This window comes from Paenibacillus sp. MSJ-34 (assembly GCF_018918005.1).
Lineage (GTDB): Bacteria > Bacillota > Bacilli > Paenibacillales > Paenibacillaceae > MSJ-34.
Window position 1 is genome coordinate 12,973 of the sequence record NZ_JAHLPR010000047.1, and the last position, 26,246, is coordinate 39,218.

Here is a 26,246-nt window from a genome sequence, read left to right on the forward strand (position 1 = left end):
TTCACTCCCTCTCCAGTGTTTCTATAATATGATCCGCTCTGCGGCTGTCCTTAACAAATTGTTTGACTGTGTAGGAAGCCCCCTGCTCCGCATTCTGCCAGCTTTGCAGCACCTGCTCGAGCCGGTCCGCATCCTCTTTGTTCATATGAAGTCTGGCCGCCGCCATCACCTGGTTATCGTTCGCATCGGCGCGAACGCCAAAGCGCCTGCCTAGCAAGCTGCGCACATAATTCGCTTGATGCCGCAGCGCTTCGCGCGCCAGCTTCCTTCGCTCATACCACCCGGCGGCGGCAATCAGCGTCTCGTCCCCGCGCCGCACCGTCCAGGCGCGCGGCGTATAGGCCGGACCGAAGCGGACGGCTTTCAGCCAGAGCCATAGCAGTGCGCCGATTGCGAGCTGCAGCAACACCGCGAGCAGCCAGTTCGGATAAACGGCCAACAGGCCCGGTTGCTCCCGAATGCCGTGATAGTATTCGTCAAACCAAATCGCATCGCTGTCCGCGAGCAAATACGGCCAGATAAGTTCAAAATGCGAATATTTCAAAATGCTGTCGTTTCTCGTCCACTCCGGGACGAGAAACAGCGTGACGCTTCCCTCGCCGATCGGGATCCGCCCGGCAATCACTCCGCTCTCGTCCAGCAGCAGCGGCTCCATGCCGTCCGCTTCTTCAAGCCGGTATATGGAAGCGACTTCGCCCGACAACCGATGGCCGGAAGGCCGATTCGCGTCCATGATGGGAACGACGGAATGCAAGGAACGATCAAGCTCCGTTAACGGGAACCTTTCCCATTGCTCGGGTGCGCTGTCAAACAACAGCAAATGGTTGCCCCTGCCGACCCAACGCTCGATTTCCTCGATTTCTTCCGGTCCGATGCCGTACGGTTGAATCGAAACAAGCGTATGATGTTCCGCAGCGGGCAATCCATTCCACGCCCGCTTCCACTCTTTCACGGGGGCGTCCCGCTCTTTCAGAAGGGTGTACAATCCCTTCACCCCGTCACGGTCGGCCGAAGAAGACAAATAAGGCGGCAGATCGGGCATGTCGGGCTTCGTGAGAACGAGTCCGATCAAGACGAAGGCGACGACGCTTACCGCTAACGCGATACGTTGCTTATTTTCTCTAGTCATCGGCAGCCTCCTTAAGTCCAGTATGGAGCGAGAAGCTCCGTCATATGTACATATTCCCGTTCTCCCGCCTCGTCGCCGCCGTAATAGACCCCTTCGAACAAGCGCGCGGCTCGGGTAAACGCGGCCACGGCTGCCGGTTTGCGCTCGCTTAGTTCGTCAACGTATTCCAGATTCGTCTTCCATTTCTCCGCACGAATCCAATCCCGCTCATGCATAAGCAGCAATTGCGCCAGAAACGCATGACGAACCGCTTCCCGGTAATCGCCGTCCGCCGCGCAATCCCGCGCTTTCCGCATCAGCATGGCGGAAGAGTTCCCCAGTTCTTCGGAGCCCAAGAACGAATGGCGCCGTCCGGCGCGGCGCATGACGACGATGTTCCTGACAAGCCACACGATGGCGCCGGCAACGAGAAGAAGCAAAGCGGCAACCAACGTATAAGCAAGCACCTTCGGCGTACCCGGCGGTACGGATATATCCGGGAACAATTCGAACAGTTTGTTCCACATCTTCTCCAGCCATTCAAGCACAACGTTTCGATTCTCGCCGCGCGCATATGCCGTAAATTCGTCGCGCCCCAATATTTGCTCCAGCTTTTCTTTATCTTTCTGCCAACCCGCGTTACTCATTTTTTTGCCCCGGTTCGACGAATGTTGCAGACGGATTTGCCAATCCGCTTCCCCCGAATGCCGGCGGGTTGCCGGCAAATGCGAAACGATCGAAAGGACGATATGCGCCTTCTTCCGCGTCCAGCATCCGCTCGATGTCCGCCCCCTCGTTGCGCACCCGCAAATCGAGATAGATCACCCCGTACGGAATCAAATAAATCGGTACGATCAAAAGACTGCACACGATGTAAATCAACTGTCCGAGCAGCGACATTTTGAATACGGCAATGAGCAGCGCATAGATCCCTATCATCAATACCGTACCGATCGCGGCCACGACAAAATAAACGCAAAAAATGCGCCAAAAATTCCCTTTCGTTAATCTCCAACTGCGGCGCAGCGTTTGTCTGCCGTTATCCAGCGCCGCCACAGGCAAATAAAAACCGAAACGGACGACGAAAAAACCGTATCCGGCGGCGAGCGCAAACACCATCGACAAGTAAAGGACGATCACCAGGGCGACGGTTGCAATACCGCCCCCGTAGGATGAACCTAACTGAAACAACCCCGCTCCAAGCAAAGCGATCATCGTTCCCACGAAGCCGACGGCGATGAGAACGGCGAACGTAAACAGGATGTAAATGCCGAACATAATCAATCCGTACAAAAACGTGTTGCCGACCATCCGCCAATACGGAGAGAACGATTTGCGGAGCAACTCGCCGAAACGAACGCTCGAACCGTCCGCGGCCGCGCGGACCAAATGCAGCTGCGAAGCGATCGCAGCCGGAAAGACGGCGACCATATAAAGCGGCATCAGCAGCAAAATAAATACGACGGACCCGATAGCCGAGTCGTCGTCAACGCCGCTCCCGCTCAGGAAATAATCGAAAGAGTCCGCCGCCGTATCCCCGTGTTGCGGCAGGAACGACGCTCCGCCCATATCGTACATCAACACATTTTGCAGCAAATAGATCGGTCCGAAAAACAAAAGCATAAGCAAAAAAATGACCGTAAAATGATTGCGGTACAACTGAAAACTCCGGTCTAAAATGGCGCCGACACCCATCGGCTTCGTAAACAATTCCATGCATGATCCTCCTGCCCATATATCGCCATAATTATACACGATGTTGACCGGAAGGGCATCCATAATATGCGAATTTAGGACGAAAGTAATTCCCGGCTCATCCAATGCGTGCGGTCTCCGAATAAAATTCGAACGGTAGTACAGACGATAAAAGGGACCTCCGAAGAGGCCCCGACTGTTCCATATCCGAATTATATAGCAAAAATATGACTGCCGATTTTGCCGGTTTGCTGCCGCGACCAAATCCATTTGGATGTCGCTGTGACAGGATTGAAGTAATAAAGCGCCCCGCCTGTCGGATCCCATCCGCGCACAGCCTCCCATGCCGCGGCATAGGCCGTGCTATCCGGCTCCAGCCAATATTGGCCGTCGTCGACCGCCGTAAATGCGAGCGGTTGGAATATGACGCCGGCCACCGTATTGGGGAATTCCGGCGATTTCAGGCGATTCATCACCACGGCCGCCACCGCCACTTGTCCGGTGTAAGGCTCGCCGCGCGCCTCGCTGTACACGGTTCGCGCCAGCATCGTCAATTCGTCGGCGTTGACCGACACTCGTTTCAAGGCTTGCCATGTTTGCGAACCTACAATGCCGTCCACCTGCAAACCGTAATCTTGCTGAAACCGCTTGACGGCTTGCGTTGTATTGGAACCGAACACTCCGTCCAACGGTTGACGGTAGTAGTCCAGTATTTGCAGTCGAAATTGCAAGTCCCACACATCGCCGCTATAGCTTCCGTGCTGAATGGTGGGAGCCGCCGCTGCCGCCGGCACGATGGTCGACAAACAAATGATGGCTGCTAGGAAAGGCAATACAATTTTTTTCATGCTTGTCCTCCTTTCCCTTGTCATTATATAGACGGAGGACAGGCATCTCAATGCAATCATATTGGAAATAAAACAGAAATATGCCATTTTATTTCCATATTTTCGAATCTATTCCCTGCTCCAGCGCAACCGACGCCCTTTTTCGATAGGACATGATAACCGTGGACAAGAGAAGAAGATAAGCCGCAATATACGCTGCAACGAGCCAAAGGGCCGCCGCCGGCGCGGCGCGGTCCATCGTATAGCCGACAAGCGCGGGAAAGACCGCTCCGCCAATGCCCGCAAATCCCGTAACCAAACTGGTGACGACTCTCGCCTTTCCCGGAAACGTATGATTGGCGTATACCATCGTAATGGAATAAATGCCGGATAACGTCAAGCCGAGAGCCGGAATGAGCAGGAAACTCGCAATCGCGCTATGCGAAACGATAAACACGGTCCAAATCACCAAACTGCCCAGCATGCTGGCGAGCAAAAACCGGCTGTAATTGACCTTGCGGATAATCCAGCCGGTAGCAAGCCGGCCAAGTACCATGGCGGCCCAGAATACGCCGATGCTAAGCGCCGCGTAATTCTGCGCCGTTCCGACATAATCAATGAAAATGGAAGACAGAAAATTGTTTAAGCTGCCTTCGATGCCGCTATACATAAAGATCATGAGCAGAAACAAGGATAGCAGCAGCCCTTTGCCAACGCGCGACAAATGCTGCGGCGGAGCCGCCTCCGCCGCGTCCGCCGCCTCCGTAACGTCCGCCCCTTCCTGGGAATACACGATTTTCTTCCAGACGACGGCCAACAGGAGCGCCAGCGTCCCGGTAATGATAAAAGAATAAGACCATACGCCGTTTCCTATTAGAATGCTTGCAATGATCGGCATAAGCAATGCGCCGAGCCCGAAAGAAACTTCCAAATAGCTCATGACGACCGCGCGCCGCCCGACGAACACTTCCATCATGAGGGCGGCGACCGTCACCTCAACCGTCGCGGCGCCGAAGCTGTTGATAAAGTTCAACAACAACACCACACCGAAAGGCGGGAGCGCCGCAATGCCAAGCTGCGACACCGTAACGGTCAAACAGGCCAGCGCCAGCGCATTTTGGACGCTCAAGCGGCTCATGATCAAGGCGGAAAAGGGCACGCCAAGCAAAAAACCGACCGAGCTTAAAAAAACGAGCTGCCCTCCGTCCGTATAAGAGAGTTCATAATGTTTCAACAATTGCGGCATGACAGACCCGACCGTCGTCATGACAAGGCCTGCAAGAAAATATAGCGCATAAGATGCAAAAGCGAACGGTTTCACGTCAAAATCCCCTCTTTCGCATCCATTGTACAATGAAACGGCATTTCTGGACATGAACAATTCAAGCAAACATGAACGATCTTGTTTCGCGCCGTTCCCGACGATAGTCCGGTTTTCAACCCGACGATAGTCCGAATCGGATACCCGGCGCCGGATGATGTGAATTGGACATCGATCCGCTATAATAAATAGTAGTGGATGTATTATGACGACAAGGAGCATTTGGAGCATTTATGGCAAACTGGTTTGAACAAGCGTACCGTTTTCTTACACACCTGAATATGGAACAAATCGAACTGCTTTTGGAGAAATATTCTGCGCTCGGTCCGATTCCCGGCATCGCGCTTCCGGCGGTGGAGGCGTTTCTGCCGTTTTTGCCGTTATTCATTATCGTTGCGGGCAATGCGTCGGCGTACGGCCTTTGGCTCGGATTTTTCTATTCCTGGATCGGATCGGCGCTCGGATCAAGTCTCGTCTTTTTGTTGGCGCGCCGGTTTGGCGGCCGTTTTAGCCGGTATTTGTCGAATAAATATCCGAAGGCTCAACGTTTTTTCTCTTGGATCGAACGAAGAGGGTTTACGCCTTTATTTGTATTGTATTGTCTTCCGTTTACGCCCTCGTTCTTCGTCAGCATCGCTTCCGGCGTCAGCACCGTCCCGAAGCGGATCTTCTTCTCCGCCGTCGTGCTGGGCAAGGCCGTCATGGTGTTCATGATGTCCTTTATCGGGCATGATTGGCAAGGATTCGTCTCCAATCCTTGGCGAATCGCCTTCGTCGCCGCAGGCCTGGTTCTGCTATGGTATGTCGGCAAGCGGGTGGAGAAGCGGTATCAAATTTCGTAACGCGAAAGAGGGGTTGGATTCTAGATATGGCTCAGTAATTGCAATATAGCCAACAACGCCTCTCTCTCATCGGTACCATTAACGGAAATCGTAATTCCTCCTCCGTATGGCGCTCCTAATTTCAATAACGAAAGCACGCTTTTGCCGTCGGCGAATTTCCCGTCGTATTCCACCCGAATATCCGATTGGAACTTGCCCGCTTCCGTTGCGATCAAATGGGAAGGCCTTAAATGCAAACCTTGTTCGAAATGAATTCTGTATATTGTCTCCAGCATCGGTATGTTTCTCTCCTACTTATTCGCTTCGCAAAGCGTTGAATAATAAGACGAATTGCTCTTGCGTACGCATCGTCAGCAGCGCTTTTCGAATTTCCGGCCGCTCTACGAGAAACGCCAATTTGGAGATAAGATCCAATTGTTCGTTCCCTTTCCCGCAAATGGCGAACATCAAGCGGACGCGTTCGTCTTCGCCGAACATCGTCTCCTCTGCAAAGCGTATCATGACCCATCCCGGCTGCACAATGGAGTCGCTGTCCGGGTCCAATCCATGCGGCACTGCGATGCCGCTTCCGATCCACGTCGAATGCATCGACTCCCTGTTCTTCATCTCCTGAATATATTCCTCGTCCTTCGCCATCCCTAAATCGATCATTCGCCTCCCGGCAATTTCAATCGCTTCCCATTTATCTTTAACGCGCAAGTCAAGCAGAAACTGCTCTTTCCGCAAGGGAAGCCGGTCCGCTTGCTGAAGCTTCGCCCCCGTTTCCGGTTCTTTCGCCCGAGGAACGGGACGGCTCGATTCGATTAGCTTCAAGATGTGTTGATATAGTTCCGAATCGATTAGAGACGGCACGAATAAATAATTGGCTTCCGCGAGAGATTGTTTCATTCGCTTTTTTAATTGTTGGTGGACGACAACCAGATCGGCATCCTTGGGAATCCGGTCGATGCCCGTATAGATCACTTGTATATGTTCGATCTTCTTCGCTTTCAACGCCTTCTTTAATTTTGCGGCTCCCATCGCGCTTGACGCCATTCCTCCGTCGCAAGCGAACACGATCTTGGCAATCGTCCGTTCCTTATCGATCCCATTGCCGCTTCGTTCATCCGTTTCTCCGCCTCCCTCGTCCGGTCGTGTCCGCTCCCGTCCCGGCTCGTCCTTCACGTCGCCCTTTTTCAATAATCGCAACATGATGTATGATATGGAGAAGGAAACGGCTGCAGCGGCGGCGATCCCGCACAGCACACCCGCATAACCGCTCTTGGGGGTCATGGCCATAATAACCAGCAAGCTTCCCGGAGAAGGCGTCGCCACGAGGCCGGTATCAAGCAAATAAAAAATGAGATTGCCCGTTAATCCCCCCATAATCAAAGGGAAGATTAACATAGGCTTCATTAAGACATAAGGAAAATAAACCTCATGGATTCCCCCAAGCAATTGAATCGTGATGGCCGTCTTTAACTCCCCGCGCTTCTTATCCCGGCTCCATAAATAAGTCGCTAACAACATCCCGAATCCGGGCCCGGGATTGGCTTCCAAAATAAAAAAAATCGAGGTATGCGCGCTTTTTAATTGATTCATGCCGAGCGGTTCCAAAATGCCGTGATTCATCACATTGTTGAAAAACAACACTTTGGCCGGTTCGATCACGAACGCCAATATAGGCAGCATGCCTGACCGAATCAAGACCTCCGTGCCGTGAAGCGCGGCATGGATGAAGATCGTCATCATCGGGACCAGGCAAAGATAAGAGAACAAGCCGAAGATGACACCGATCGCCCCCGAAACCGCATTATGAAACAGCAGTTCGAATCCGACCGGAATGCGGTCCTCCATCCACGTATCCACCTTCTTAATGAACCAACCGACGAACGGTCCGATCAGCAGCGCAGGCAAAATAAGGGGATATTCCCGATCGCTTCCGATCACTGCCATGATCGTTACGAAGGCGGCGATCACTCCGCCTCTCGTATCGCCCAACATTCTCCCTCCGGTGTATGCAAACAAGATGGGCACCAAATAAGTCATCATCGGATTGACGATATCGTACAGCTCCGGATTCGGAATCCAGCCGGCGGGACTGAACAGAATCCGGAGAAATCCCACTGCGATCAAGACGGCAATATTTTGATAGACGATCCCGCTAAGAAATCGGCCGCAGCGGTCCAGTATCTTCATTCGTTTTATCCCCCAATTAATTGTTTCATCTTAACGGTGTACGCGTCGCTGAGCACACGATCGATGTAAGCCCGGATATCCTCTCCCGATCCTCCGGCCAGAATGGCCAAATGCTCTTCTTCAATCAAGGATGCGCCGATCTCGCCGATCATCTCCATTTGTTCTTGTCCCGCCGTATCCGGCGCGAGCAAGATCAGCACGGTACGGACGTTCCCCTGCCTGCCGTCCTCTCCCCATGCTACCGGCCGTTTTAATCTGATTGCGGAGACATGCATCGCATGAATTCCTTTCGTTCGATAATGGAGTAAAGCAAGCCCGTAAGCTTCTGCCGTCCAAGTTCCCATCCGCTCCCGGTGAAGCAAATCCCGTTCGATGAGAGGAACATTCGCATGAGCGTCGGTCAGAAGCGCCGAGCGCGCAGCCTCGCGGATGACTTCCCCTTGCGACCGGCATTCCGATTCGACGAATTGAAAATTGCGAATCAATTCGGAAACGGCATCCCCATATCGATTTACTTGTTGAATCGTCATATCGATCGGCACCTCCTTCCCTTCCTGCAACGGCGGTTGACGAAGCGCGGACAGTCTCGTTCCAAGCTTCGCCCTATCCTCCGCGGTCAGAAACGGGCTTACCATGACGACAGGCTTGTGGTCGAACTCGAGCGTTACGGTAGAAACCAACAAGTCGATCTCGTTCCAATTTCCGCTCCAATGAGATAAATGCGATAAAGGCACCGTATCCGCAACTTCGATATGCGAAAGCTCTTTGCGAATTTGTGCCGCCAACAGCTTGGAAGCGCCGAATCCGCTTGTGCAGACGACCAAAACTTTATAATTTCTCGGTTTCTCCATGTTGCGGCGCAGTACCGCGGCTCCGAAATGCATGGCTAAGTATCCCGTTTCTTCGTCGGGTACGGGGAAACCGATCCGTTTTTCCAAGTATGCCGCCGCTTTTTTGCAAGCCTCGTACACATGGGGATAATTGTTCTTCACCTGCTCCAATAACGGATTCCTGATCTGCATCGACATCGAAATGCGAAAGAAAACCGATTCCAGATGCTGCGCCAAATGAACGGCCAAGTCTTCGTCATTGGATAGCGGTATGTTCAACTCGTCGCTTACGATATAAATCAGATCGTTCACATATTCGGATACGGGATGAACTTTAGACTTACGAACCGTTTTGCGGGACCCGGCTCCGAGCAAGTGCATCGTAATATAACCGATTTCGCTTTCGGGCACGGCGATGCCCAACGCTTCGGACAGACGGCCGGTCAGCGTTTCCGACCATTCGTACTCTTCGCAACGCTTCAGCTCGGATAAAACGCTTTCACTCATTTCGATCTTCTCGCCCGCCACAAGCCGCTGCAAGGCAAGCGCAATATGGACGACGAGGCCGACAAAAGCGCTGTCGGGCATATAAAAGCGGCGGTCTTGCTCCAATTCGCGGACTTTGCGTTCAATGGCATCGATATAATGTTCTTCGATAAAATTGAGCAAATGGCTTCGAACCGACGTTTCCAATTGCGCCTTGGGCGGAGCGGGAGTTGCAAACGAATGGAAGGCTTCCACCAGTTGTTCCTTCGAGCATTGTTCATACAACAATTCCAGTATCGCTTGCCGGAAATCTTTTTCTTCTCCCTGCAAAAAAACACCGAAACCGGGCTTGCGCAAGATTCGAATCCTGCGCTTCGCAAACCATCCCTCTAATTTATCCAAGTCATAGCTGACGGTTGCCTCGGAAACGTTTAATTTTCTGCCTAAATAAAATAATTTCACCGGTTCATTCAAAGACAACAGCGTTTGTTTCAACTCATACTGCCGTTCTTCCGCCGTCAGGGGCCGCTCCGAATAGGCGGGACGGAGAGCTTCGCTTGCCTGCTGCTTATCCTCTTCCGTTCCGGCAATGGATAAACCTACGCCCGGCCTTGCTTCGAGCTCGAGACGAAACCGTCTCAGCAATTTGCGAATTCCCCCGATTTCTCTTTGGACCGTACGCGAACTGACCTGGAGGCGATCCGATATTTCCTTCAGCGTTAAAGGCTTGGCCGAGGCAAGCAGCCATTGGAAAATAAGTTTTTGCCGCGCGTTCGGTTGCATCCTCCCACCTTACCTCTCCCTTCGAATATGAGCATGAAAACAACAACCCTGAGCCTTGCGGCTCAGGAGGCATTTTACAGGAACTATTATAATTTAAGTTGGACTTTAAACCAATGCGGATCTTTGGGCTGTTCGAAAAAGTCCGCCGCTTCCTCCAACGAAATCTGTCTCGATATTAACGAAGCCACTTCGATGCGTTTCTCCTTGAGCCAATGAAACGCCGGCAGAAACGTTTGATTGATCGCCATCGAACCGATCATCGTCCAATCTTTATTATACAACTGGAAAGGCGATAATCGAATGAACGAATCCGTTGCCGTAACGCCGAATTGCAAGTATTTGGACGCCGGTCCCATATAGTTGAGCGCTTGTTCGATGACCGCCGGTATGCCGGTAGCGTCGACAACAACATCAAAACCGTGGGGATACTCGCCGGCATGCAAAACTTGTTCGATATCCCGGCTCAGCACTCCTTTCGTCGCCCCGCGGGCAACGGCCGTCTCAAGCTTCTTCTCCGATACGTCGACAACGACCAATTCGGAAGCCCCTGCCTGCACAAGCGCTTGAACCAGTTGCTGTCCCATCGCTCCCGCGCCGAACAGGATTACCCGATCCCCCACTTGCAACGAGAGCCGGTTCATTGCGTGAACGACACATGCCATCGGCTCGATAAAGGCGCCTTCGGCGAAGGTCATGTCGTCGGGCAGTTTCACCGCATTGCGCGCGGGAACGGCGACAAATTCGGCCATGCTGCCGTTGACGGTATTGCCGAGCGCCCCCCAATTGGCGCATTGATTCGTCCGCTTGGTCAAGCAAAAAGGGCATTCTCCGCAATACAGCGTAGGATCCGCGCTAACCCTCTCCCCGACCTGAAATCCGGAGACCCCTTCTCCAACTTCATACACCGTGCCCGCAAATTCATGCCCCGGAATAATCGGATACGGGGAAATGAATTCTCCTTCGAAAATATGAATATCCGTACCGCAAATGCCTACATTTTCAACCTTAATGGTGATCTCCCCCGCTTTAGGCTTCGGGTAAGGAACCTCTTTCACTTTTGCTTGCTTAGGCGCTTCAAACACTAATGCCTTCATCGTTGTCATTGTATTTACTCCTCCCGGTTCGTTAAGTCACATTATCCTTTTACCGCACCCATAGTCATTCCTCTTACCAATTGTTTTTGCGTAAACCATCCCAAAATCATCGGCGGCAATGCGGAAATCGTTGCAACGGCGGACATTTTCGCCCAGAACAGGCCTTCTTGGGTCATAAAAGTGGCCATGTAGACAGGCATGGTCGCCGCATTCGTATAAGTCAAACTGACGCCCAGCAAAAATTCGTTCCAAGCGAAAATCGCGCACAGCATTCCCGTCGAAACGATGCCGGGCCGGACGATAGGGACCGTAATTTTGAGAAACCCTTGAATTCCGGAGGCCCCGTCGACTTGCGACGCTTCAATGAGATCGTAAGGGATGTCCTTGAAGAAGGAACGCATCATCCATACGACGAGCGGAACGTTCATCGCCACGCACATCACAATCAAGGCCAATTGCGTATCCAGCAGATTGATGTTTTTAAAGACGAGATACACCGGGACGATGGCCCCGACCACCGGAAGCATCTTGGTGGAAATGAACCAAAATAAAATATCGTCGCCGCGCTTGATGCGGTACATCGCGAGCGCGTAGGCGGCCGGCACGCCCAGCAACAACGCCGCAGCCGTGGACACTGCCGATACAAGCAGCGAGTTTTGGAAGAAATGGGCCGCCCCGGAACTCCATACTAACTTGAAATTTTCGAGCGTCGGCGTGAAAATGAGCGCCGGAGGCATCACGGTCGCCTGCGATTCTTGCTTAAACCCGGTGATGAACATAAGCAGAACCGGGAAGAAATATACGATTGCGATCAGATACGTTGCGAACGTCAATCCGACGGATGCCAGTCTCTTCATGTTAATTCCCCCCGAAACGTTCTCCGCAACAATTTAAACAGCAGCGTCATCAGCAAGACGGTGACGATCACGATCATGACGCCGACGGCGGACGCTTCGCCGACCTCCCAGCCTTGAAACCCGCTGCGGTATACCAGGAACGACAAATTCGTGGACGCATACCCCGGTCCGCCGGAGGTCGTCACGTAAATGAGACCGAATTCCTGAAGAATAAAGACGATCCCAAGCAATAAGGCCACTTCGATATAACGCAGAAGATGCGGCAACGTTACGTGGAAAAATTGGCCGACTCTTCCCGCCCCGTCCAGAAGCGAGGCCTCCAGCGCGTCTTCCGGGACGGATTGGAGTCCCGCCAGCAGTACCAGCAAAAAGAACGGCGTCCATTGCCATGCGATCATCGCCATAAGCGTCAACAACGGATAATGCGTCAGCCATTCGACAGGCTGCGCTCCGAGCAAGCCCGATACGTATGCCAGCACCCCGAAATTCGGATCCAACAGCATGTTTTTCCAAATGATTCCCGTAACCGTCGGCATAATAAAGAACGGCGTGATCAATAAAGTCCGCACCAGTCCCTTGCCGAAAAACGAACGATTCAACAATAAAGCAAGCAGCATCCCTAACGCCAAACAAATGAGTAACGCTCCCGCCGTCAACACAAACGTATTGAGAATGACCGTCCATAGATTCGGCGAGCTTACAATTTGTTTGAAATTGGCGAACCCCGCAAATTTCCTTCCCAGGTCGGGCCGCATCAAATTCCATTTGTGCAAACTATAGAAAATAGTAATGAGAAATGGAATTTGAGTCGCGACGGCGACGAACAGGACGGCGGGCAAAAGGAGTCTTCTCGATGGTTGCACCGATCGCGCCGTCGTTTTTACATTTCCCATATTTTAACGTTACCACCTATCCGTACAAATTAAGGGGGGGAGCCTCCCCCCTTGCGACCTTCGTTACTTTTTGTATCCGCCGTCCTTTGCCACTTGTTCCGCTTTTTGCTGGGCAAGCTTCAACGCTTCTTCCACCGTTTTCTGTCCCGACAGCGCCGCGGCGATCTCTTGGCTGACTTCGGTTCCGAGCTGCTGGAATTCCGGAATAGCGACAAACTGGATTCCTTTGTATGGAACAGGGTCGACGGTCGGTTGGTCATAATCGGCCGATTCCAGCGACTTCAATACGATCTCGGAGAAAGGGGCCGCTTCCTTGTATTTCGGATTGTCATAGGTCGAATGGCGCGTTCCGGGCGGTACCACTCCCCATCCTTCCGATTCGCCGACCTTTTCGATATATTGCTTGCTTGTCGCCCAAGCAACGAATTTCATCGCTTCTTCTTTATGCTTGCTTGCCGATTCGATTGCCAAACACCATGCGTACAGCCAGCCGGTATTATCCTTCTTCCGGCTTGGCGCCAGCGCGTAGCCGATGTTGCCGGCAACCTGCGACGATTTCTCATCGTTTAGAAATCCGGCGGCCACCGTCGCATCGTACCACATCGCGGCCTTGCCGGTAGACATGAGCGTCAAGGCTTCGGTGAACCCGGTGGAGAACGCTCCCGGCTGTCCCGCTTCCTTGATCAAATTCGTATAGAACTCGACGGCTTCCGTCGTTTCGGGACTATTCAACTGCGCATTCCATTCCATATCGTACCAACGTCCGCCAAAGGCGTTAATGACCGTATTGAGCGGAGCCATCATTTCTCCCCATCCCGGCAAGCCTCGCAGCACGATTCCCGGAACGTTATTCGCCGCTTTGACCTGTTTGGCAATGTCCGCCACCTCGTCCCAGGTCGGGTTTTCCGGCATTGTTACTCCGGCTTTTTCGAGCATTTCGGTATTGTAGTACAACATGCTGCTCTCCGCATAGAAAGGCAGCGAATAGAGCTGGTCATTATGCGAAAGCGCTTTACGAATCATTTCAAAAACATCCTCGATGTCGTATTGTTCCCGTTGTTCGGCGCTCATCTTGTCCAAATACGGGGACAACGGCTCGATCCAGCCGTTTTGCGCCCAGATCGGAGTATCGTAGTTGCTGATGGTGACAATATCGAACATCCCTGCTCCCAGAGCGACGTCCTCCGTTACTTTTTTGCGCAAATCGTTTTCAGGGAGTACGACAAACTCCACTTTAATGCCCGTTTCCCGTTCAAATTCCTTCGTCATCTTCTGCATGACGACCATATCCGGATTATTCACGGTGGCAACCGTCAATTTCACATCCGTCGAACCGGCAGATCGCTCGTCTCCGGCCGGCGCTTCCGCCCCATTCTCCGGTTTGACGGGGCTCCCTCCGCTTGGGGAGCAACCTCCCAACACCAAAACGAACGCGATAAGGATAAGGCCTATACTCTGAAACCTGCTACGCTTCATTTGATTTCCCCCTACATTGTTTTCGCTTTCATACGTATTGATGCGGCCACATCAAACCGGAAGCAGTGTGACTTCCGTCACAGTTGATTATACGTACAGTTCGCCGCAAGGGAAATCGATAGATCTACAGTTTTGTCGGCAGAAGTTGTGGACATTTCTTAAGAGCGGCTTCGGAATTGCGTTTCCCGTTCCGTTCTACGATTCCGTTTCATACTAAACGTTCACCCTCCGGGCACTTGGACCGGAAAATCGCAGCGGCTGACACCCCGTCAGGCGGGCTAACGAAACTAGAACACGCTAATAGCCGGTAAATGACCCTGTTGCTGATGTAACGAAACTGGAACACGCTAATGAGGGGAAAAAGGCGGTAAAACGGCCGATTTCCAATGAATAACGATATGTACTTTCGTTAATATGGGAACGTCTTCATTTTGAGCCCAATAAGGATTGACAGTTTCGTTAGCGCCTAGGTCCGCGCGGATCGCCTTCGAAACAAGGAGCGATCCCCTTCGATATGCGCAATAAAGCCAGTTACATCAACGGTGGCGAATGATGAAATTGACCTCAATTGCAGGTTTCTGAATGAAAGGTCCTTCATTGCCTGGTTATTCTTTCCCACTGGGGCGGGCGGTTTGAAAAGATGGCCACACTGCTTTGTCATCCTATCCCGTTTTAAAAATCAATGCAAAGCTATTGCTTATTCATCCCTGATTTCGCCTCGAGAACGAAAATTGGGAACGAAATTGCCTTATTAACGAATTGAGATTCGCAAATAAGATACTTTCGTTCCCAATGTAGGGGGGATCGGAGTTCCATTCGATTGCGTCGATTACACTAGCCTTTCAATCCTTCCGCCAATCCCTCGACGTCCAAACCGTCCGTCTCGAACGCTTTGCGCACCAATTTCGGCGCGACGAATTCGTCGTATTTGCCCAAATATGGGGCTTCGTCTTCTTTCAGCAGGGAGAGCGGTCCGGACGGATCGGCGCAGGCGGCAACGATTTCTTGCAGCAGCGTGCCGGCGTCCGTCCTGCCGGCTACGACCATGTAATACGGCTCCATCGGAACGATGGAACGCAGCGCCAGCCGGTCCGACAGATGGTACTTGACGAGCCGTTCCAGCGTGCGGAATTGCTTGCTCCCGACCCAGGGCAACACGAATAGCGAATCGCCTCCCGCCGAAATGACGGCGCTCTCCAGCAGTCCGCTCTCGCGGGCGAGACGGCGCGCGCGTTCCAGCCGTTGTACCGCGCCCGGCGCCAAATATGGATATAGCGTCGATTCCGCCAATACCTCGCGCATTTTGCGCATGACGCGGCCGTGAATATCGCCGCCCGAGCCGAGCCAGAGCGTGTCGACCTTGCCTCTGGCCGGCTTGACATAAACCGCTTTATGCTTCGTATCGATCTCCTCGACCTTCCACAGCATCCCGGCGAGCGAGAAGCAATACCCCGGCGGCGGCACGGTCGTAATCGAGCCGATCTCCTCCGATTCGTTGTATACCGAATGCTCCTCATCATCTTGAAACACCGCGTAAAATCGAAAGTTGTTCACGATGCGCTCTCCCGCGAGCCCGATAATGAGCGTGCCTTCTTCCGTGCGCTGAATATGATCCGTTTCCAGCAAATAATGCAAAAACGTCCTGTAATCGTCGGGATGAATCGTTTGGAACGGAGGCAGCGTCAATACCATTCTCGCAAGCTCGGCCGGAACGGCCTCGCCGATGCTCTTGAGCACGCTCATCGTCTGGTGATAGAGCAGCCCTACAGGCATCTCCCGCATGCCCAAAGGCTCGATCCACTTCTCTTTGACGTACAGCTCGATGACCGCGATCGCCCGCAGCAGCGTCCAAGGCATGCGCGCGGGCAGTTGCGCCTCTTCGTCTTCCTCCTCCGGACAGACGAAGAGCATTTCCGACGGCGCGCCTCCGCGCCGGCCCGACCGGCCCAGCCGCTGCACAAAGCTGGAGCAGCTGTAAGGGGCGCCGAGTTGAACGACGCGTTCAAGCTGCCCGAGATCGATGCCTAGCTCAAGCGTCAGCGTAGCCGCAGCGACCGCCGGTCCGCCGCCTTCGCGCAGCGCCGCTTCCGCTTCCTCGCGCAGCATCGCCGAGATGCTGCCGTGATGCACGTAGAACACATCCGGCTCTTCGCGCTTTGCGGCGACGCGGCGCAGTTCGAGCGTCGTCAGTTCCGCGTCCGAACGGCTGTTGTTGAAGATGATCGCTTTCTTCGACCGCGTCTGATCGTAGATATAGTTATAATACGACCGGCGCGCATTCTCGAGCGCCATCGCCTGCTCCTCGTCCCGCGCATCGGGGAAGGAGAAATGCTCGATTGAAAGCCGCAGCTTGCGTCCGCCCGGCGGAGCGACGACTTCCACCCCATGGGCGGTGCCTGCGCCTAGCCAGCCGGTCGCCGTATCGTAATCGCTTAAGGTGGCGGACAAGCCGATTCGGCGCGGCGAACAGCCCGCCATCCGCTCGATGCGCGCCAGCTGGCAGAGCAGTTGCGTCCCTCTGTCTGCGCCCATGAAGGCATGCACCTCGTCGATGACGACAAAACGCAAATCGCCGAACAGGACGGGAATCGCATTCGGACGATTCATCAGCAGCCCTTCCAGCGATTCGGGCGTAATCTGCAAGACGCCGGAAGGCTTGCGCATAAGGCGCGCTTTCTCCGATTGCGACACATCCCCATGCCAATGCCATACGGGGATATGCCCTTCCCGGAGCAAATCGTTCAGACGCTCGAATTGATCGTTGATGAGCGCCTTCAACGGGCTAACGTACAAAATGCCGACCGATCGGGACGGTTGCTCGTGCAGGCGGGTCAAGGCGGGAAACATGGCCGCCTCCGTCTTGCCCGAAGCGGTGCCCGAGGCGATCAGCAAATGACTGGACGTGTCGAAGAGAACGCGGCAAGCTTCAACCTGGGCTTCGCGCAGTTCTTCCCATCCTTTGCGGTAAATGAATTCCTGAATGAACGGCGCCAGCCTGTAGAACGGATTGGCGCTCATAAATCAAATTCCGCCAAAACGTCGTCCACCGCCGCCGACTCGTCCGACTTCGCGCCCGACGGATTCGAAGCGGCGGACGAGACGCTCGAGGACATCTTGCCGATTAAATCTTCAAAATCGTTCTCCGGATTGTGGTGAAGCGTATTAAGCAAATCCATGAAATCGCGCACGACTTCGCGCGTCGTAAGCAGCTTGTCGGCCCCCAGCCTGCCGATTGCCGCCTCCATAAATCGTACGAGTTGGCCGTCCGCAAGCGTCGGGACATAGTCGTTATGCATGGCGTGAATGTCCCGCAATTTTTGCAGCAGCACCAAAATTTCCTCATGCGACAGCATTTCCAGCCGCAGCAGCGGTCCCGTAAAGTTTCTCCATCCGCCGCTGCCGAAACGTCCTTCGATCAGGCGGGAGCGCAGCGCATCGTAACTGAACAGCCCGCGCCGCTCATCCTCGACAAACTGCGGCGTTCCGCCCATCCAGATGCCGAGATGGGAAGCCTTGCCCTGCATCGTATCGTTAAACATGGTAAGCAGCTTCTCGTAGTTGCTCTGGCGCGAGACGCTGTTGGAAATTTTGTACAGGTTAACCCCTTCGTCGATAAACAACAGCAAGCCTTTGTACCCGATTTTGGCGGCGAATTCCGCCCACAGCTTCATGTAATCATACCAATTGTCGTCATCGATCATAACGCCGACGTCCAGCGCCTTGCGAGCCTCCGTCTTCGTTGCGAATTCGCCGCGCAGCCAGCGCATCGCCGCCTGTTTCCGCTCGTCGTCCGCCATTTTATACCCGTTCCAATAGGCGGCAAGCACTTTGGCAAAGTCAAATCCATGCACCATGCTTACCATTTCGTTCGTCACTTCGAAGATGCGCCGCTCCACCTCCGGCTGAAGGGCCGGATCGTCCGGACGCAAATTCGAGTCCTTCATGGCGTTTTGCTGCAAATGCGAGAACCATTTCTGCAGCATTACTTCCAGAGCGCCGCCGTCCGGACGGGTTCGCGTCGACAGGTTCGACATCAGTTCGCGGTACGTCGCAAGTCCTTGTCCCTTCGTACCGACCAGTCTCCGCTCCGGAGAAAGATCGCAATCGGCGACGGCGAACCCGCGATCCATCGCGTAATTGCGGATCACCTGGAGGAGGAAGCTTTTGCCGCTGCCGTACCTTCCGGTAATCAGCTTAAATGCCGCTCCGCCTTCCGCGATATTGTCCATCTCGCGAAGAATCGACTCGATTTCGTCTTTGCGGCCGACCGCAATATGCTCCAATCCGATGCGGGGGACGACGCCCGCCGTCAGCGAATGAACGAGCGCGGTCGTCATTCGTTTCGGAATTTTCACCTGATTCATCATCTATATCACCTCGTCAAATTCGCCAGCATCGGCAAATATTCTTCCACAATCATACCGCCGTCGATAAGCAGATCGCCGATCGTTTCCATCGCCGCCGCATTGATCTCGTCCAGCAGCAGTTCCGCCATTGTGCCCTCCCGCTCGGCCGCAACCGCGACTTCCCGTTCGCCGAGCCCGCTCTTTAATGCATATAGCGCTTCGCGTTGGGCGGGGGTCAGCATGGCGGAAAGTTCCTTCCATTCCTCGCCAAGCTCCGACGTATCCCATACGACGCCGCCCGCATGTTCCGCTTCGGCTTCGGCTAACGGACCGGAATCGTCCGAAGCCTCCGAAACGGCGGAGACAACCTTAACCGTTGCCGGGGATGCCGTCCGCAGACGTTCCCCTTCGGCCTGCTCCTTCTCTTTCCCGGCAGCTTGCTCCGTACCCCTTGTCTCTTCTTCCGTTTCAACGGTAAGAAGCTGCCGAACGGTCTCGGAGTCTTGCTGCAGCTGCGCCAGTTTCGCCGCATCGATCTGCACGGCCGCTGCCGCGCTCTCCGGTTCGGCGCCTCGATTCAGCTCCCGTTCGAGATAGCGGGATACGAGCAATTCGATTTCCGGCTCGATGGCAATGCCGCGCAGCCGCCCTTTGAAGCCGAGCAGTTCGCGCAGTTTGTTCTCGGTCAACCGGATCAGTTGTGACGTAAAATCGCGCAGCGGCTCGTGATCGCTAATCGGCGGAGCCGCAATCGGAAACGTGCGGCCGAACAAGGAAACGTCGTACACGGCGCTGTGAAAGAGGGTTCTTGCCACAATCCGCTGCGGTCCGGGATGAAACAATTCGATCATGCGCATCCCGTGCCGTTTCCGCAAATAACTGTCCACGAGCGCAAAAACTTTCGGCACATACGTCTCGATCAGCGTTCTTCCCGTTTCGATATAAAATTTGCTGCGCCGCACATCGTAATCCGATAGCTGCAGCGCCAGCTCGAACGGCAAGTCAAGCGGTTCCGCGGCGAATCTGCCCTGCAATTCGAGGTCGAGCAGTTCGCCCGCGAGCCCGCGCGGCGTCAGCCGCAATATATCGTAAATCGGCACATCCAACCGATGCGCCAATATAAAATCGGCCAGCCAGACGGCCACGTACACGTCCAGCTTCAGGTAACGCCGGCGGTACGCTTCCCATACATTCCGCAGCGCTTTGCAACCTTGCATCGGATCCTCCCAGCCGATGCCGTTGATCAGCTCATAAACATAAAGAAAAATATAGGAGAGATCCGTTTCGGGGTAACGCTGCCGGCGCACTTCCCCCCGCCAATACAAGTACCATTTCTTCTGCGCGTTGGTCATGGCCCCATATGTCGGCCAATAGCTCATGAACGGCACGAACGGAACTTCCGGCCCTACGGCATGTACCAGTTCCTTCGCCTGCCGCACGAATGATTGCCCGCCATTGGAGTAATTCGCATATCCCGCCGGCTCAGGCGCCGTCCGCGCCGCGCTCGATCCGCCGGCGGCGGGACGCGGCGGGATCCGTACGCCGCTTGCCGTTCCGAACCCCGTATCGAATTCGGCAAATTTGGTTTCTTTGGGATAAGCCGAAGAAGAGGCGCCGGAATTCCATTCCGTTGCGCGATAGGGCGGCGGCAATTTCTTAACCGGCTTGTCCGGGTCGTAAATTGCATACCGCCTCGCAGGCGGTTCGTGCAGTTTCAACAGCCGCATATGGGTTGCCTTTACCGCCGGCTTGTCGATGTATCCCGCCTTCGAATATACCGCCAGGCGCAGCCTTGCCTTAATTCCGTTCAAGTTGCGATACGCTTGGGTTGACGTCGACTTCGTCAAATCGTCGGGTTCCAGCATGACCAAAATATCAACGCCCGCCGAACGCAACTCCGGCCGCAATGCAAGCTCGTGCGGCGTGGCGGCGGCGACGCCCTGCAGCTTGCCCGCGGCATTGCGGCCAAGAAAGGCGTCATCCAGTTCGAACGTTAATTGTTCTTCCATTCCCGTTGCCTTGGTCTCGCCCGCTTGGCCCTTCTCGATCAGCCGCTGCAGCGCGTATTTCTTGCCGACGACGAGAATGCGGCATTCGGGGCAATCGCGGAGCGTCGATTCCAGAAAATCGAGCAACTCGGCCGCATGCCTGTCGAGTCCGCCCTTTACTCCGCCGCATATCCCCCACGCGGCCAGAAACCGCAAATGATCCGCCACCGGCTTCTCCCCTCCGTACGGCCAATCCAAATCCGGAAACAACACCCGTTTCCAAGGGCCTTGCAACCTGTCGCCGCCGCGCCGAAGCGTCTCGAACGGGGTTAGTTGGTAAGGCTTGTCGAGCGGAGCTCCATTCGTCGTCCGGCCCATCGGGCCGATGCCGATCCGTTTCAACAGCTTGACGGGCAGCCATCCGTCGCCCGCTCTAACATAGCTCGCATCCGGCTTGATCCCGCGCGACAGATCGGCCGCGCGAAAGCGATTGTCCCCGATCAGGACCATAGGGACCGCCAGGGACTGCCCGACGCCGCCCGTCGCTTCCGCGTAACCGATCAGCACCAGTTCCGCTTCCTCGAATATCGGGTGCTTGCGCAGCAAATCCCCCGTATTTCCGAAGACAAACGGTTTCCAATCCCCTTGCGCTTTCGCCGCGAAGGTAGGGATTTCCTCGCCGTTCAGCGCAAAGGTTTTCGTTTGCGGCGCTTCATCCGTACGCTCCCATGCAATATGTACTTCGTCATTCCAAACGTTTCGGACGACGATGCGTTCTCCGCTTGCTTGCGGCTCATGATGGTTCAACCATTGCAAATGTTGTGACATAACGGCCCCGCTATCCTCCCGGGTTGGATTTTCCTATCATCAAACAGCCGAAAAGGCTGTAGTATATATGAAAATAAAAACCGCAGATGCGGTTGCATCTACGGTTTCGCAATAGATCGCCCTAAGGGCGGCCGGCCAAGAAAGCGGAGGCCAGACCTCCCGCGCCTTCCAAAGAGCCGTTTCAACCGCACTTCTAGTATACTATATCTTATGCATAAATGCGAACGTACTTTCTTGTTGAAGGAAGCGGCGATCGAGAAATCATTTCATGTTTGGATGAAGCGAACGCAACGTTATTTCTACGCTATTCGCCAAATTAAGCTTGCCTGCCCGAAGGGCCTCTTCGAACGTGCAAGAAGAAGGCGTGATATTATGGACGGACAGACGGCCCCATTCCTGCATCCGCTCGTAGCCCGGACGAACGGAGCCCGCGAATGCCAGCACCGGAACGCCCGCATTGCCCGCTCTTCTCACGATGCCGGCGATCGCTTTGCCTTCGGCCGTTTGATCGTCGATTCTGCCTTCCCCCGTCAACACGAAATCCGCATCGGCCTTTTCTCTCGTCAAATGACAGCGTATCCAGCACAAGGTCGATGCCAGACACGAATTCGCCACCTAGCAGCAGAAGCGCAGCTCCGATGCCGCCGCCCGCCCCCGCGCCGGGAACGTCATCCAAGGCAATTCCCGTTTCCTTGCGCATCACTTCCGCATAATGCTGCATATTCGACTCCAGCAGTTCGATCGTTTCGCCATCCGCCCCTTTTTGCGGGCCAAAGACGCGGCTAGCGCCGCGCTCGCCAAGCAAGGGATTGCTCACATCGCAAGCCACTCGAATGACAGCCGATTGCAATCTGGAGTCCAGCGCGGACAAATCTGCCCGATGCAGCGCATGCAAAGCTCCGCTTCCGAAGCCGATCGGATTCCCCCGCTCATCCGTAAGCGCGGCGCCGAGCGCCTGCAGGATGCCCGCCCCGCCGTCGTTCGTCGCGCTGCCACCGATCGTCACGACAAGCCGTTTCACGCCATGCGCCAACGCCGCGCGAATCAATTCGCCCGTTCCGTATGTCGTAGCGATCAGCGGATCGCGCTTCCCCGGGAGAACCCGCTGCAGCCCGCTCGCTTGCGCCATCTCGACGACGGCCGTCTCCCCGTCGCCAAGAATGCCGTACGACGCCCGAACGGGTTCCCCCATCGGACCGGTTACGGTCGCTTCGCGGCGAAATCCTCCTGCGGCGCTTAGCAGCGTCTCGAGCGTGCCTTCGCCGCCGTCGCCGACCGGGATCGTTTGGACGTCCGCTTCCGGAAACACCCGCAGCACGGCGGACTCCATTGCTTGCCCCGCCTCCGCGGCGGTCATGCTCTCTTTAAAGGAATCAGGCGCAATGATAATTTTCAATACTCCCACCCCGACCTTATTTCGTTCATGTCACTCTCATGATACAAGGAATTTTTCGGAAAAATTACATATTGACCGATTTCCCGCTTGCCTTAACCTCTTCGCTGCGGTTGAACAACACCTTTAATAAAGGCGGCGTGACTAGCGTTGTCACGATAACCATAATAACGACGGAAGTGAAATATTCCTGATGCAGCAAACCGGAGGTCAACCCCGTAGCCGCAATAATGAGCGCGACTTCTCCTCTCGACACCATGCCGGAACCGATCGCGAGCGCGGATTTGTTGTCGAAGCCCGTCATGCGCGCGCCGAGCCAGCATCCTGCAAGCTTTGTGACGATTGCAACCAGAGTAATTACAATGAGAAAGCCGATTTGGTTTCCGATTCCTTCAAACGAAACATTCAATCCGATGCTGACAAAGAAGACAGGCACGAAAATGGAATACGCGATCGGTTCCACTTTCTGCTCCACATCATGTTTATACGGCGTCTGCGAAATCGCGATTCCCGCCGCGAAAGCGCCGATAATCCCGGCGATTTGCATCCATTCGGCGAAATAAGCGAAGCCGAAGCAAATGATGAGCGCAGCGCTGATGACCGCCTCCGTTACTTTGAGCGGCGCCAGCCATTTCATCACCCTAGGAACGATTAGCCAGCCCGCAACGAGAATGCCGATAAAGAACAGCAATTTTTTCCCGATTAATAATCCTATGGAAACGTCGGACCCTTGACCGACAATACTCATGATGAAAGCGAGCAAAATAACGACGAGCACGTCGTCGATGACCGCCGCTCCCAATATGGTCGTGCCTTCCCGCGAATTCAGCTTGTTCAATTCTTTCAGCACCTGTACCGAAATGCTGACGGATGTCGCGCAGAACAGCACGCCGAAGAATAAGGCGTAATTATGCGTGAACCCGAACGCGACCGCCGCGGAATATCCGCCTATTAAAGGCAAAATAATGCCGCCGACCGCAACGGCGAAAGCCGACTTCCAATTTTTGCGCAGCTGATCCAGATCGGTTTCCAAACCGGCGATAAACATAAGCAGCAATACGCCGATCTCGGCAATTTCGCTAATAAATTCACCGTTATGAATCCAGCCCAGGACGGCCGGACCGAGCACGATCCCGACCAACAGTTTGCCCAGAACGGCCGGCTGGCCCAGCCTGACGGACAAATCGCCCGCCACCTTCGTGCATAGCAAAATCAATACAAGATACAAAATGAATTCCATAAGTTGCTCCCCCTCCGCATTTTTCTAAATATTTACATTTGTAAAAAAGACAAAAAGGAGCCCTTGTTGCCAGGCTCCTCCAAATGTAACTATTATTTTGTTATAGACTTATATTATATAAAATGTTGATCTCGATGTAAAGGCTCATCGAATCAAACTCGTAATCTTCTTCTTCTTCCACGACAACCGATAATATGCGTACTGCAATACGAGACTGACGAGGAAGGCGGCCGGATACCCGATCCATATGCCGTCAATGCCTAAGTCGGTGTGGAAGGATAAGAAGTAGGCCACAGGCACTTCCACCAGCCAAATCGAGACGATGCCGAATACGGTCGGCCATAACACGGTGCCGCTGGCACGCATAATCGCGGCAATAATTTGCGCATGCCCGAAAATCAAATAACTCCATAGCGTAATCATCAGCAGGCGATGAGCGATCTCGACCGTATACTCGCTAGTCAAGAACAAGGAAAGGATGTTTTGAGCAAAAAGATAGACGAACAAGATGAGCACGCCGCCGAAAATATAGTTCAGCAGGATGCCGGCCCGTATCACTTGCTTCAACCGATCCAATTGGTTCCCGCCGATGGACTGCGCGGCGAAAATCGAGACCGTGATGCCAAGGCTGATCGCCGGCATTTGGACGTAGCTCGCCACTTGATTGACGGCCCCGTACGCCGCCGTCGCGTCGGATCCATAACGATTGACGAAGGCGATGACGGCAATCTCCGACAACGACACCAGAATCATGCTGATGCTGGATGGGATGCCGATGCGCAGCAACAGCTTCATCAATCCCCAGTCCAAACGGAGCTTGCTTCGCACGGAAGCGTCGAACTGGAGCATATGCTTCTTGTAGCGCAAATAGATCAGCATGACGACGAACGTCAGTACCGTCGAGATGACGGAAGCGTACGCAGCCCCATAGATGCCAAGCTTCGGCAATCCGAGCCATCCGAATATGAGCAGCGGCAGCAACGCCACGTTCAATACCGTACTGACGATAAGGAAGTAAAACGGCGTCTTGGAATCGCCCGTACCTCGCATACAGGTGGTATAGACAAAATATAAGAACATCACCGGCAACGACCAAAACATAATTCGCGCGTAATGGACGCTAACCTCGATAATATTGTCCGGCGTCCCGACAAGCCGCAATATATCCCAAGTGAAAATGCCGCCGACGATCGCCAGCGCCAAGCCAAGAATGAACGTGAACGTGAGCGTCGTGCCGAGGATGGCCTTTAAACGCTCCTCGTTGCGCGCGCCGTAGGCTTGGCCGATTAAGATGGAACTGCCCGACCCTACGCCGATCGCGAAGGAGACGAGCAGGAAAAACAACGGGAAGAACGCCGAGATGGCCGCTAGCGCATCGACGCCCAGGTAACGGCCGACGACGATGCTGCCGACCAATTGGCCGATCGATTGCAGGACGTTGCTGAGAAGCAGCGGGATGAGGAACATAATCATAGACTTCCATAAAAGCCGGCTGCTCTCTTTACTTTGCGCATTCATATTTTCTTTGTCTAAAGCATGAGATGACTCCAACGGTAAATCCCCTTTCTTCGTTTGCTTGCATTAGACGGTAGCGGTATGGTATCCGGTTGTTGCGTTCATAATTCTCACCTCATTTGTTCAACCAAAATCCAATGAATGATATACAGCAAAAAACAAACATGTTTCCAAACTGCTTGCTTTAATATAGACATATTAATCAATTGTTTATAAATGTTCAAGAGTTATTTTTCCAGCTTATCTGCGCTTCGTGCATCGAAAGGAAGATTGATTGCCATGACGTCGCTATCCGAGGCACTCGTCGCCGGCGCCCCGGGTTGAGACGCGCCGAACGGGCTCCAGGTTGTACGGAATACAACATATGGGGCGATGAAAGGCGGATTTCGGGCAGAATGTTGTACAATATACATCATATTCGCAAAAGTAAGGGCAAAATGGCCCGGCCGCACCCCGGTATGTTGTACGGAATACAGCATAGGCGTCATCGCGGGATCGAGAGGGCATGAAATGTTGTATTTTGTACATCATGCATCCGTAGTTCGC

The 26,246-nt window shown here is 54.0% G+C and carries 19 protein-coding genes and 1 pseudogene; 1 reads left to right on the forward strand and 19 read right to left on the reverse strand.

Annotated elements, in window-relative coordinates:
* Window position 1 precedes the first annotated feature (1 nt).
* The 5 genes from KQI79_RS21650 to KQI79_RS21670 form a co-directional block, all read right to left on the reverse strand.
* Window positions 2-1,129: a DUF4350 domain-containing protein gene (locus KQI79_RS21650; RefSeq protein ID WP_216540390.1), complete on the reverse strand. Its 1,128-nt coding sequence runs from the start codon at window positions 1,127-1,129 to the stop codon at window positions 2-4.
* A gap of 11 nt (window positions 1,130-1,140) precedes the next feature.
* Window positions 1,141-1,755 (reverse strand): DUF4129 domain-containing protein, encoded by a 615-nt coding sequence (locus KQI79_RS21655; protein WP_216540391.1) that lies wholly within the window; start codon window positions 1,753-1,755, stop codon window positions 1,141-1,143.
* On the reverse strand, window positions 1,748-2,824 hold the full coding sequence (locus tag KQI79_RS21660; protein WP_216540392.1) for a hypothetical protein: 1,077 nt from the start codon (window positions 2,822-2,824) through the stop codon (window positions 1,748-1,750). The genes KQI79_RS21655 and KQI79_RS21660 overlap by 8 nt, the downstream gene beginning before the upstream one ends.
* A 191-nt stretch (window positions 2,825-3,015) precedes the next feature.
* Entirely contained in the window at window positions 3,016-3,651 is a 636-nt protein-coding gene (gene sleB, locus KQI79_RS21665) for a spore cortex-lytic enzyme (RefSeq protein WP_216540393.1), read from the reverse strand.
* An 88-nt stretch (window positions 3,652-3,739) separates the two neighbouring features.
* On the reverse strand, window positions 3,740-4,951 hold the full coding sequence (locus tag KQI79_RS21670) for an MFS transporter (RefSeq protein WP_216540394.1): 1,212 nt from the start codon (window positions 4,949-4,951) through the stop codon (window positions 3,740-3,742).
* 233 nt (window positions 4,952-5,184) lie between these two features.
* On the opposite strand from KQI79_RS21670, the gene KQI79_RS21675 reads away from it, so the two are divergent.
* A complete protein-coding gene (locus tag KQI79_RS21675) occupies window positions 5,185-5,793 on the forward strand; it encodes a TVP38/TMEM64 family protein (protein ID WP_216540395.1) in 609 nt (202 codons plus the stop codon).
* Between the two features lie 20 nt (window positions 5,794-5,813).
* Here the strand turns inward: KQI79_RS21675 and KQI79_RS21680 are convergent, their stop codons facing one another.
* The 14 genes and pseudogenes from KQI79_RS21680 to KQI79_RS21740 all read right to left on the reverse strand — a co-directional run bounded on the left by KQI79_RS21680 (window position 5,814) and on the right by KQI79_RS21740 (window position 25,703).
* Window positions 5,814-6,068 carry an HPr family phosphocarrier protein gene (locus tag KQI79_RS21680; protein ID WP_216540396.1) on the reverse strand — a complete coding sequence of 85 codons (255 nt, stop codon included), beginning with the start codon at window positions 6,066-6,068 and terminating at the stop codon, window positions 5,814-5,816.
* Window positions 6,069-6,087: 19 nt separating this feature from the next.
* Entirely contained in the window at window positions 6,088-7,971 is a 1,884-nt protein-coding gene (locus KQI79_RS21685) for a PTS sugar transporter subunit IIA (protein WP_216540397.1), read from the reverse strand.
* A gap of 5 nt (window positions 7,972-7,976) precedes the next feature.
* Window positions 7,977-10,070, reverse strand: a complete 2,094-nt coding sequence (locus tag KQI79_RS21690) for a BglG family transcription antiterminator (RefSeq protein ID WP_216540398.1) — start codon at window positions 10,068-10,070, stop codon at window positions 7,977-7,979.
* Window positions 10,071-10,156: 86 nt separating this feature from the next.
* Window positions 10,157-11,173, reverse strand: a complete 1,017-nt coding sequence (locus KQI79_RS21695; protein WP_253298323.1) for a zinc-dependent alcohol dehydrogenase family protein — start codon at window positions 11,171-11,173, stop codon at window positions 10,157-10,159.
* Window positions 11,174-11,205: 32 nt separating this feature from the next.
* The gene (locus tag KQI79_RS21700; protein WP_216540399.1) at window positions 11,206-12,021 is read right to left on the reverse strand and encodes a carbohydrate ABC transporter permease; all 816 of its coding nucleotides are present in this window, start codon (window positions 12,019-12,021) and stop codon (window positions 11,206-11,208) included.
* On the reverse strand, window positions 12,018-12,914 hold the full coding sequence (locus KQI79_RS21705) for a carbohydrate ABC transporter permease (RefSeq protein WP_216540400.1): 897 nt from the start codon (window positions 12,912-12,914) through the stop codon (window positions 12,018-12,020). The genes KQI79_RS21700 and KQI79_RS21705 overlap by 4 nt, the downstream gene beginning before the upstream one ends.
* Window positions 12,915-12,977: 63 nt before the next feature.
* Window positions 12,978-14,390, reverse strand: a complete 1,413-nt coding sequence (locus tag KQI79_RS21710) for an ABC transporter substrate-binding protein (RefSeq protein WP_216540401.1) — start codon at window positions 14,388-14,390, stop codon at window positions 12,978-12,980.
* An 834-nt stretch (window positions 14,391-15,224) separates the two neighbouring features.
* Complete coding sequence (locus KQI79_RS21715) at window positions 15,225-17,408, reverse strand: DEAD/DEAH box helicase (protein ID WP_216540402.1); 2,184 nt, start codon at window positions 17,406-17,408, stop codon at window positions 15,225-15,227.
* Window positions 17,405-18,754: an ATP-binding protein gene (locus KQI79_RS21720; RefSeq protein WP_216540417.1), complete on the reverse strand. Its 1,350-nt coding sequence runs from the start codon at window positions 18,752-18,754 to the stop codon at window positions 17,405-17,407. The genes KQI79_RS21715 and KQI79_RS21720 overlap by 4 nt, the downstream gene beginning before the upstream one ends.
* Window positions 18,755-18,762: 8 nt before the next feature.
* Window positions 18,763-21,552 carry a TerB N- and C- terminal domain-containing protein gene (locus KQI79_RS21725; protein ID WP_216540403.1) on the reverse strand — a complete coding sequence of 930 codons (2,790 nt, stop codon included), beginning with the start codon at window positions 21,550-21,552 and terminating at the stop codon, window positions 18,763-18,765.
* Between the two features lie 261 nt (window positions 21,553-21,813).
* The gene (locus tag KQI79_RS28355) at window positions 21,814-22,167 is read right to left on the reverse strand and encodes a glycerate kinase (RefSeq protein ID WP_367398226.1); all 354 of its coding nucleotides are present in this window, start codon (window positions 22,165-22,167) and stop codon (window positions 21,814-21,816) included.
* A pseudogene (locus KQI79_RS21730) lies at window positions 22,157-22,909 on the reverse strand (glycerate kinase); the annotation flags it as partial. The pseudogene KQI79_RS21730 and the gene KQI79_RS28355, both read right to left, overlap by 11 nt.
* Window positions 22,910-23,012: 103 nt before the next feature.
* Window positions 23,013-24,185 carry a cation:proton antiporter gene (locus KQI79_RS21735; protein WP_216540404.1) on the reverse strand — a complete coding sequence of 391 codons (1,173 nt, stop codon included), beginning with the start codon at window positions 24,183-24,185 and terminating at the stop codon, window positions 23,013-23,015.
* 144 nt (window positions 24,186-24,329) lie between these two features.
* Window positions 24,330-25,703, reverse strand: a complete 1,374-nt coding sequence (locus tag KQI79_RS21740; RefSeq protein WP_216540418.1) for an MATE family efflux transporter — start codon at window positions 25,701-25,703, stop codon at window positions 24,330-24,332.
* Between the last annotated feature and the right edge of the window lie 543 nt (window positions 25,704-26,246).

Coding starts and splice junctions, on each gene's coding strand:
- KQI79_RS21720 (WP_216540417.1), bottom strand. CDS start 18,754: ATGAATCAGGTGAAAATTCCGAAACGAATGACGACCGCGCTCGTTCAT.
- KQI79_RS21735 (WP_216540404.1), bottom strand. CDS start 24,185: ATGGAATTCATTTTGTATCTTGTATTGATTTTGCTATGCACGAAGGTG.
- KQI79_RS21725 (WP_216540403.1), bottom strand. CDS start 21,552: ATGTCACAACATTTGCAATGGTTGAACCATCATGAGCCGCAAGCAAGC.
- KQI79_RS21710 (WP_216540401.1), bottom strand. CDS start 14,390: ATGAAGCGTAGCAGGTTTCAGAGTATAGGCCTTATCCTTATCGCGTTC.
- KQI79_RS21695 (WP_253298323.1), bottom strand. CDS start 11,173: ATGACAACGATGAAGGCATTAGTGTTTGAAGCGCCTAAGCAAGCAAAA.
- KQI79_RS21675 (WP_216540395.1), top strand. CDS start 5,185: ATGGCAAACTGGTTTGAACAAGCGTACCGTTTTCTTACACACCTGAAT.
- KQI79_RS21740 (WP_216540418.1), bottom strand. CDS start 25,703: ATGAATGCGCAAAGTAAAGAGAGCAGCCGGCTTTTATGGAAGTCTATG.
- KQI79_RS21690 (WP_216540398.1), bottom strand. CDS start 10,070: ATGCAACCGAACGCGCGGCAAAAACTTATTTTCCAATGGCTGCTTGCC.
- sleB (WP_216540393.1), bottom strand. CDS start 3,651: ATGAAAAAAATTGTATTGCCTTTCCTAGCAGCCATCATTTGTTTGTCG.
- KQI79_RS21650 (WP_216540390.1), bottom strand. CDS start 1,129: ATGACTAGAGAAAATAAGCAACGTATCGCGTTAGCGGTAAGCGTCGTC.
- KQI79_RS21705 (WP_216540400.1), bottom strand. CDS start 12,914: ATGGGAAATGTAAAAACGACGGCGCGATCGGTGCAACCATCGAGAAGA.
- KQI79_RS21660 (WP_216540392.1), bottom strand. CDS start 2,824: ATGGAATTGTTTACGAAGCCGATGGGTGTCGGCGCCATTTTAGACCGG.
- KQI79_RS21680 (WP_216540396.1), bottom strand. CDS start 6,068: ATGCTGGAGACAATATACAGAATTCATTTCGAACAAGGTTTGCATTTA.
- KQI79_RS21655 (WP_216540391.1), bottom strand. CDS start 1,755: ATGAGTAACGCGGGTTGGCAGAAAGATAAAGAAAAGCTGGAGCAAATA.
- KQI79_RS21685 (WP_216540397.1), bottom strand. CDS start 7,971: ATGAAGATACTGGACCGCTGCGGCCGATTTCTTAGCGGGATCGTCTAT.
- KQI79_RS21700 (WP_216540399.1), bottom strand. CDS start 12,021: ATGAAGAGACTGGCATCCGTCGGATTGACGTTCGCAACGTATCTGATC.
- KQI79_RS21715 (WP_216540402.1), bottom strand. CDS start 17,408: ATGAGCGCCAATCCGTTCTACAGGCTGGCGCCGTTCATTCAGGAATTC.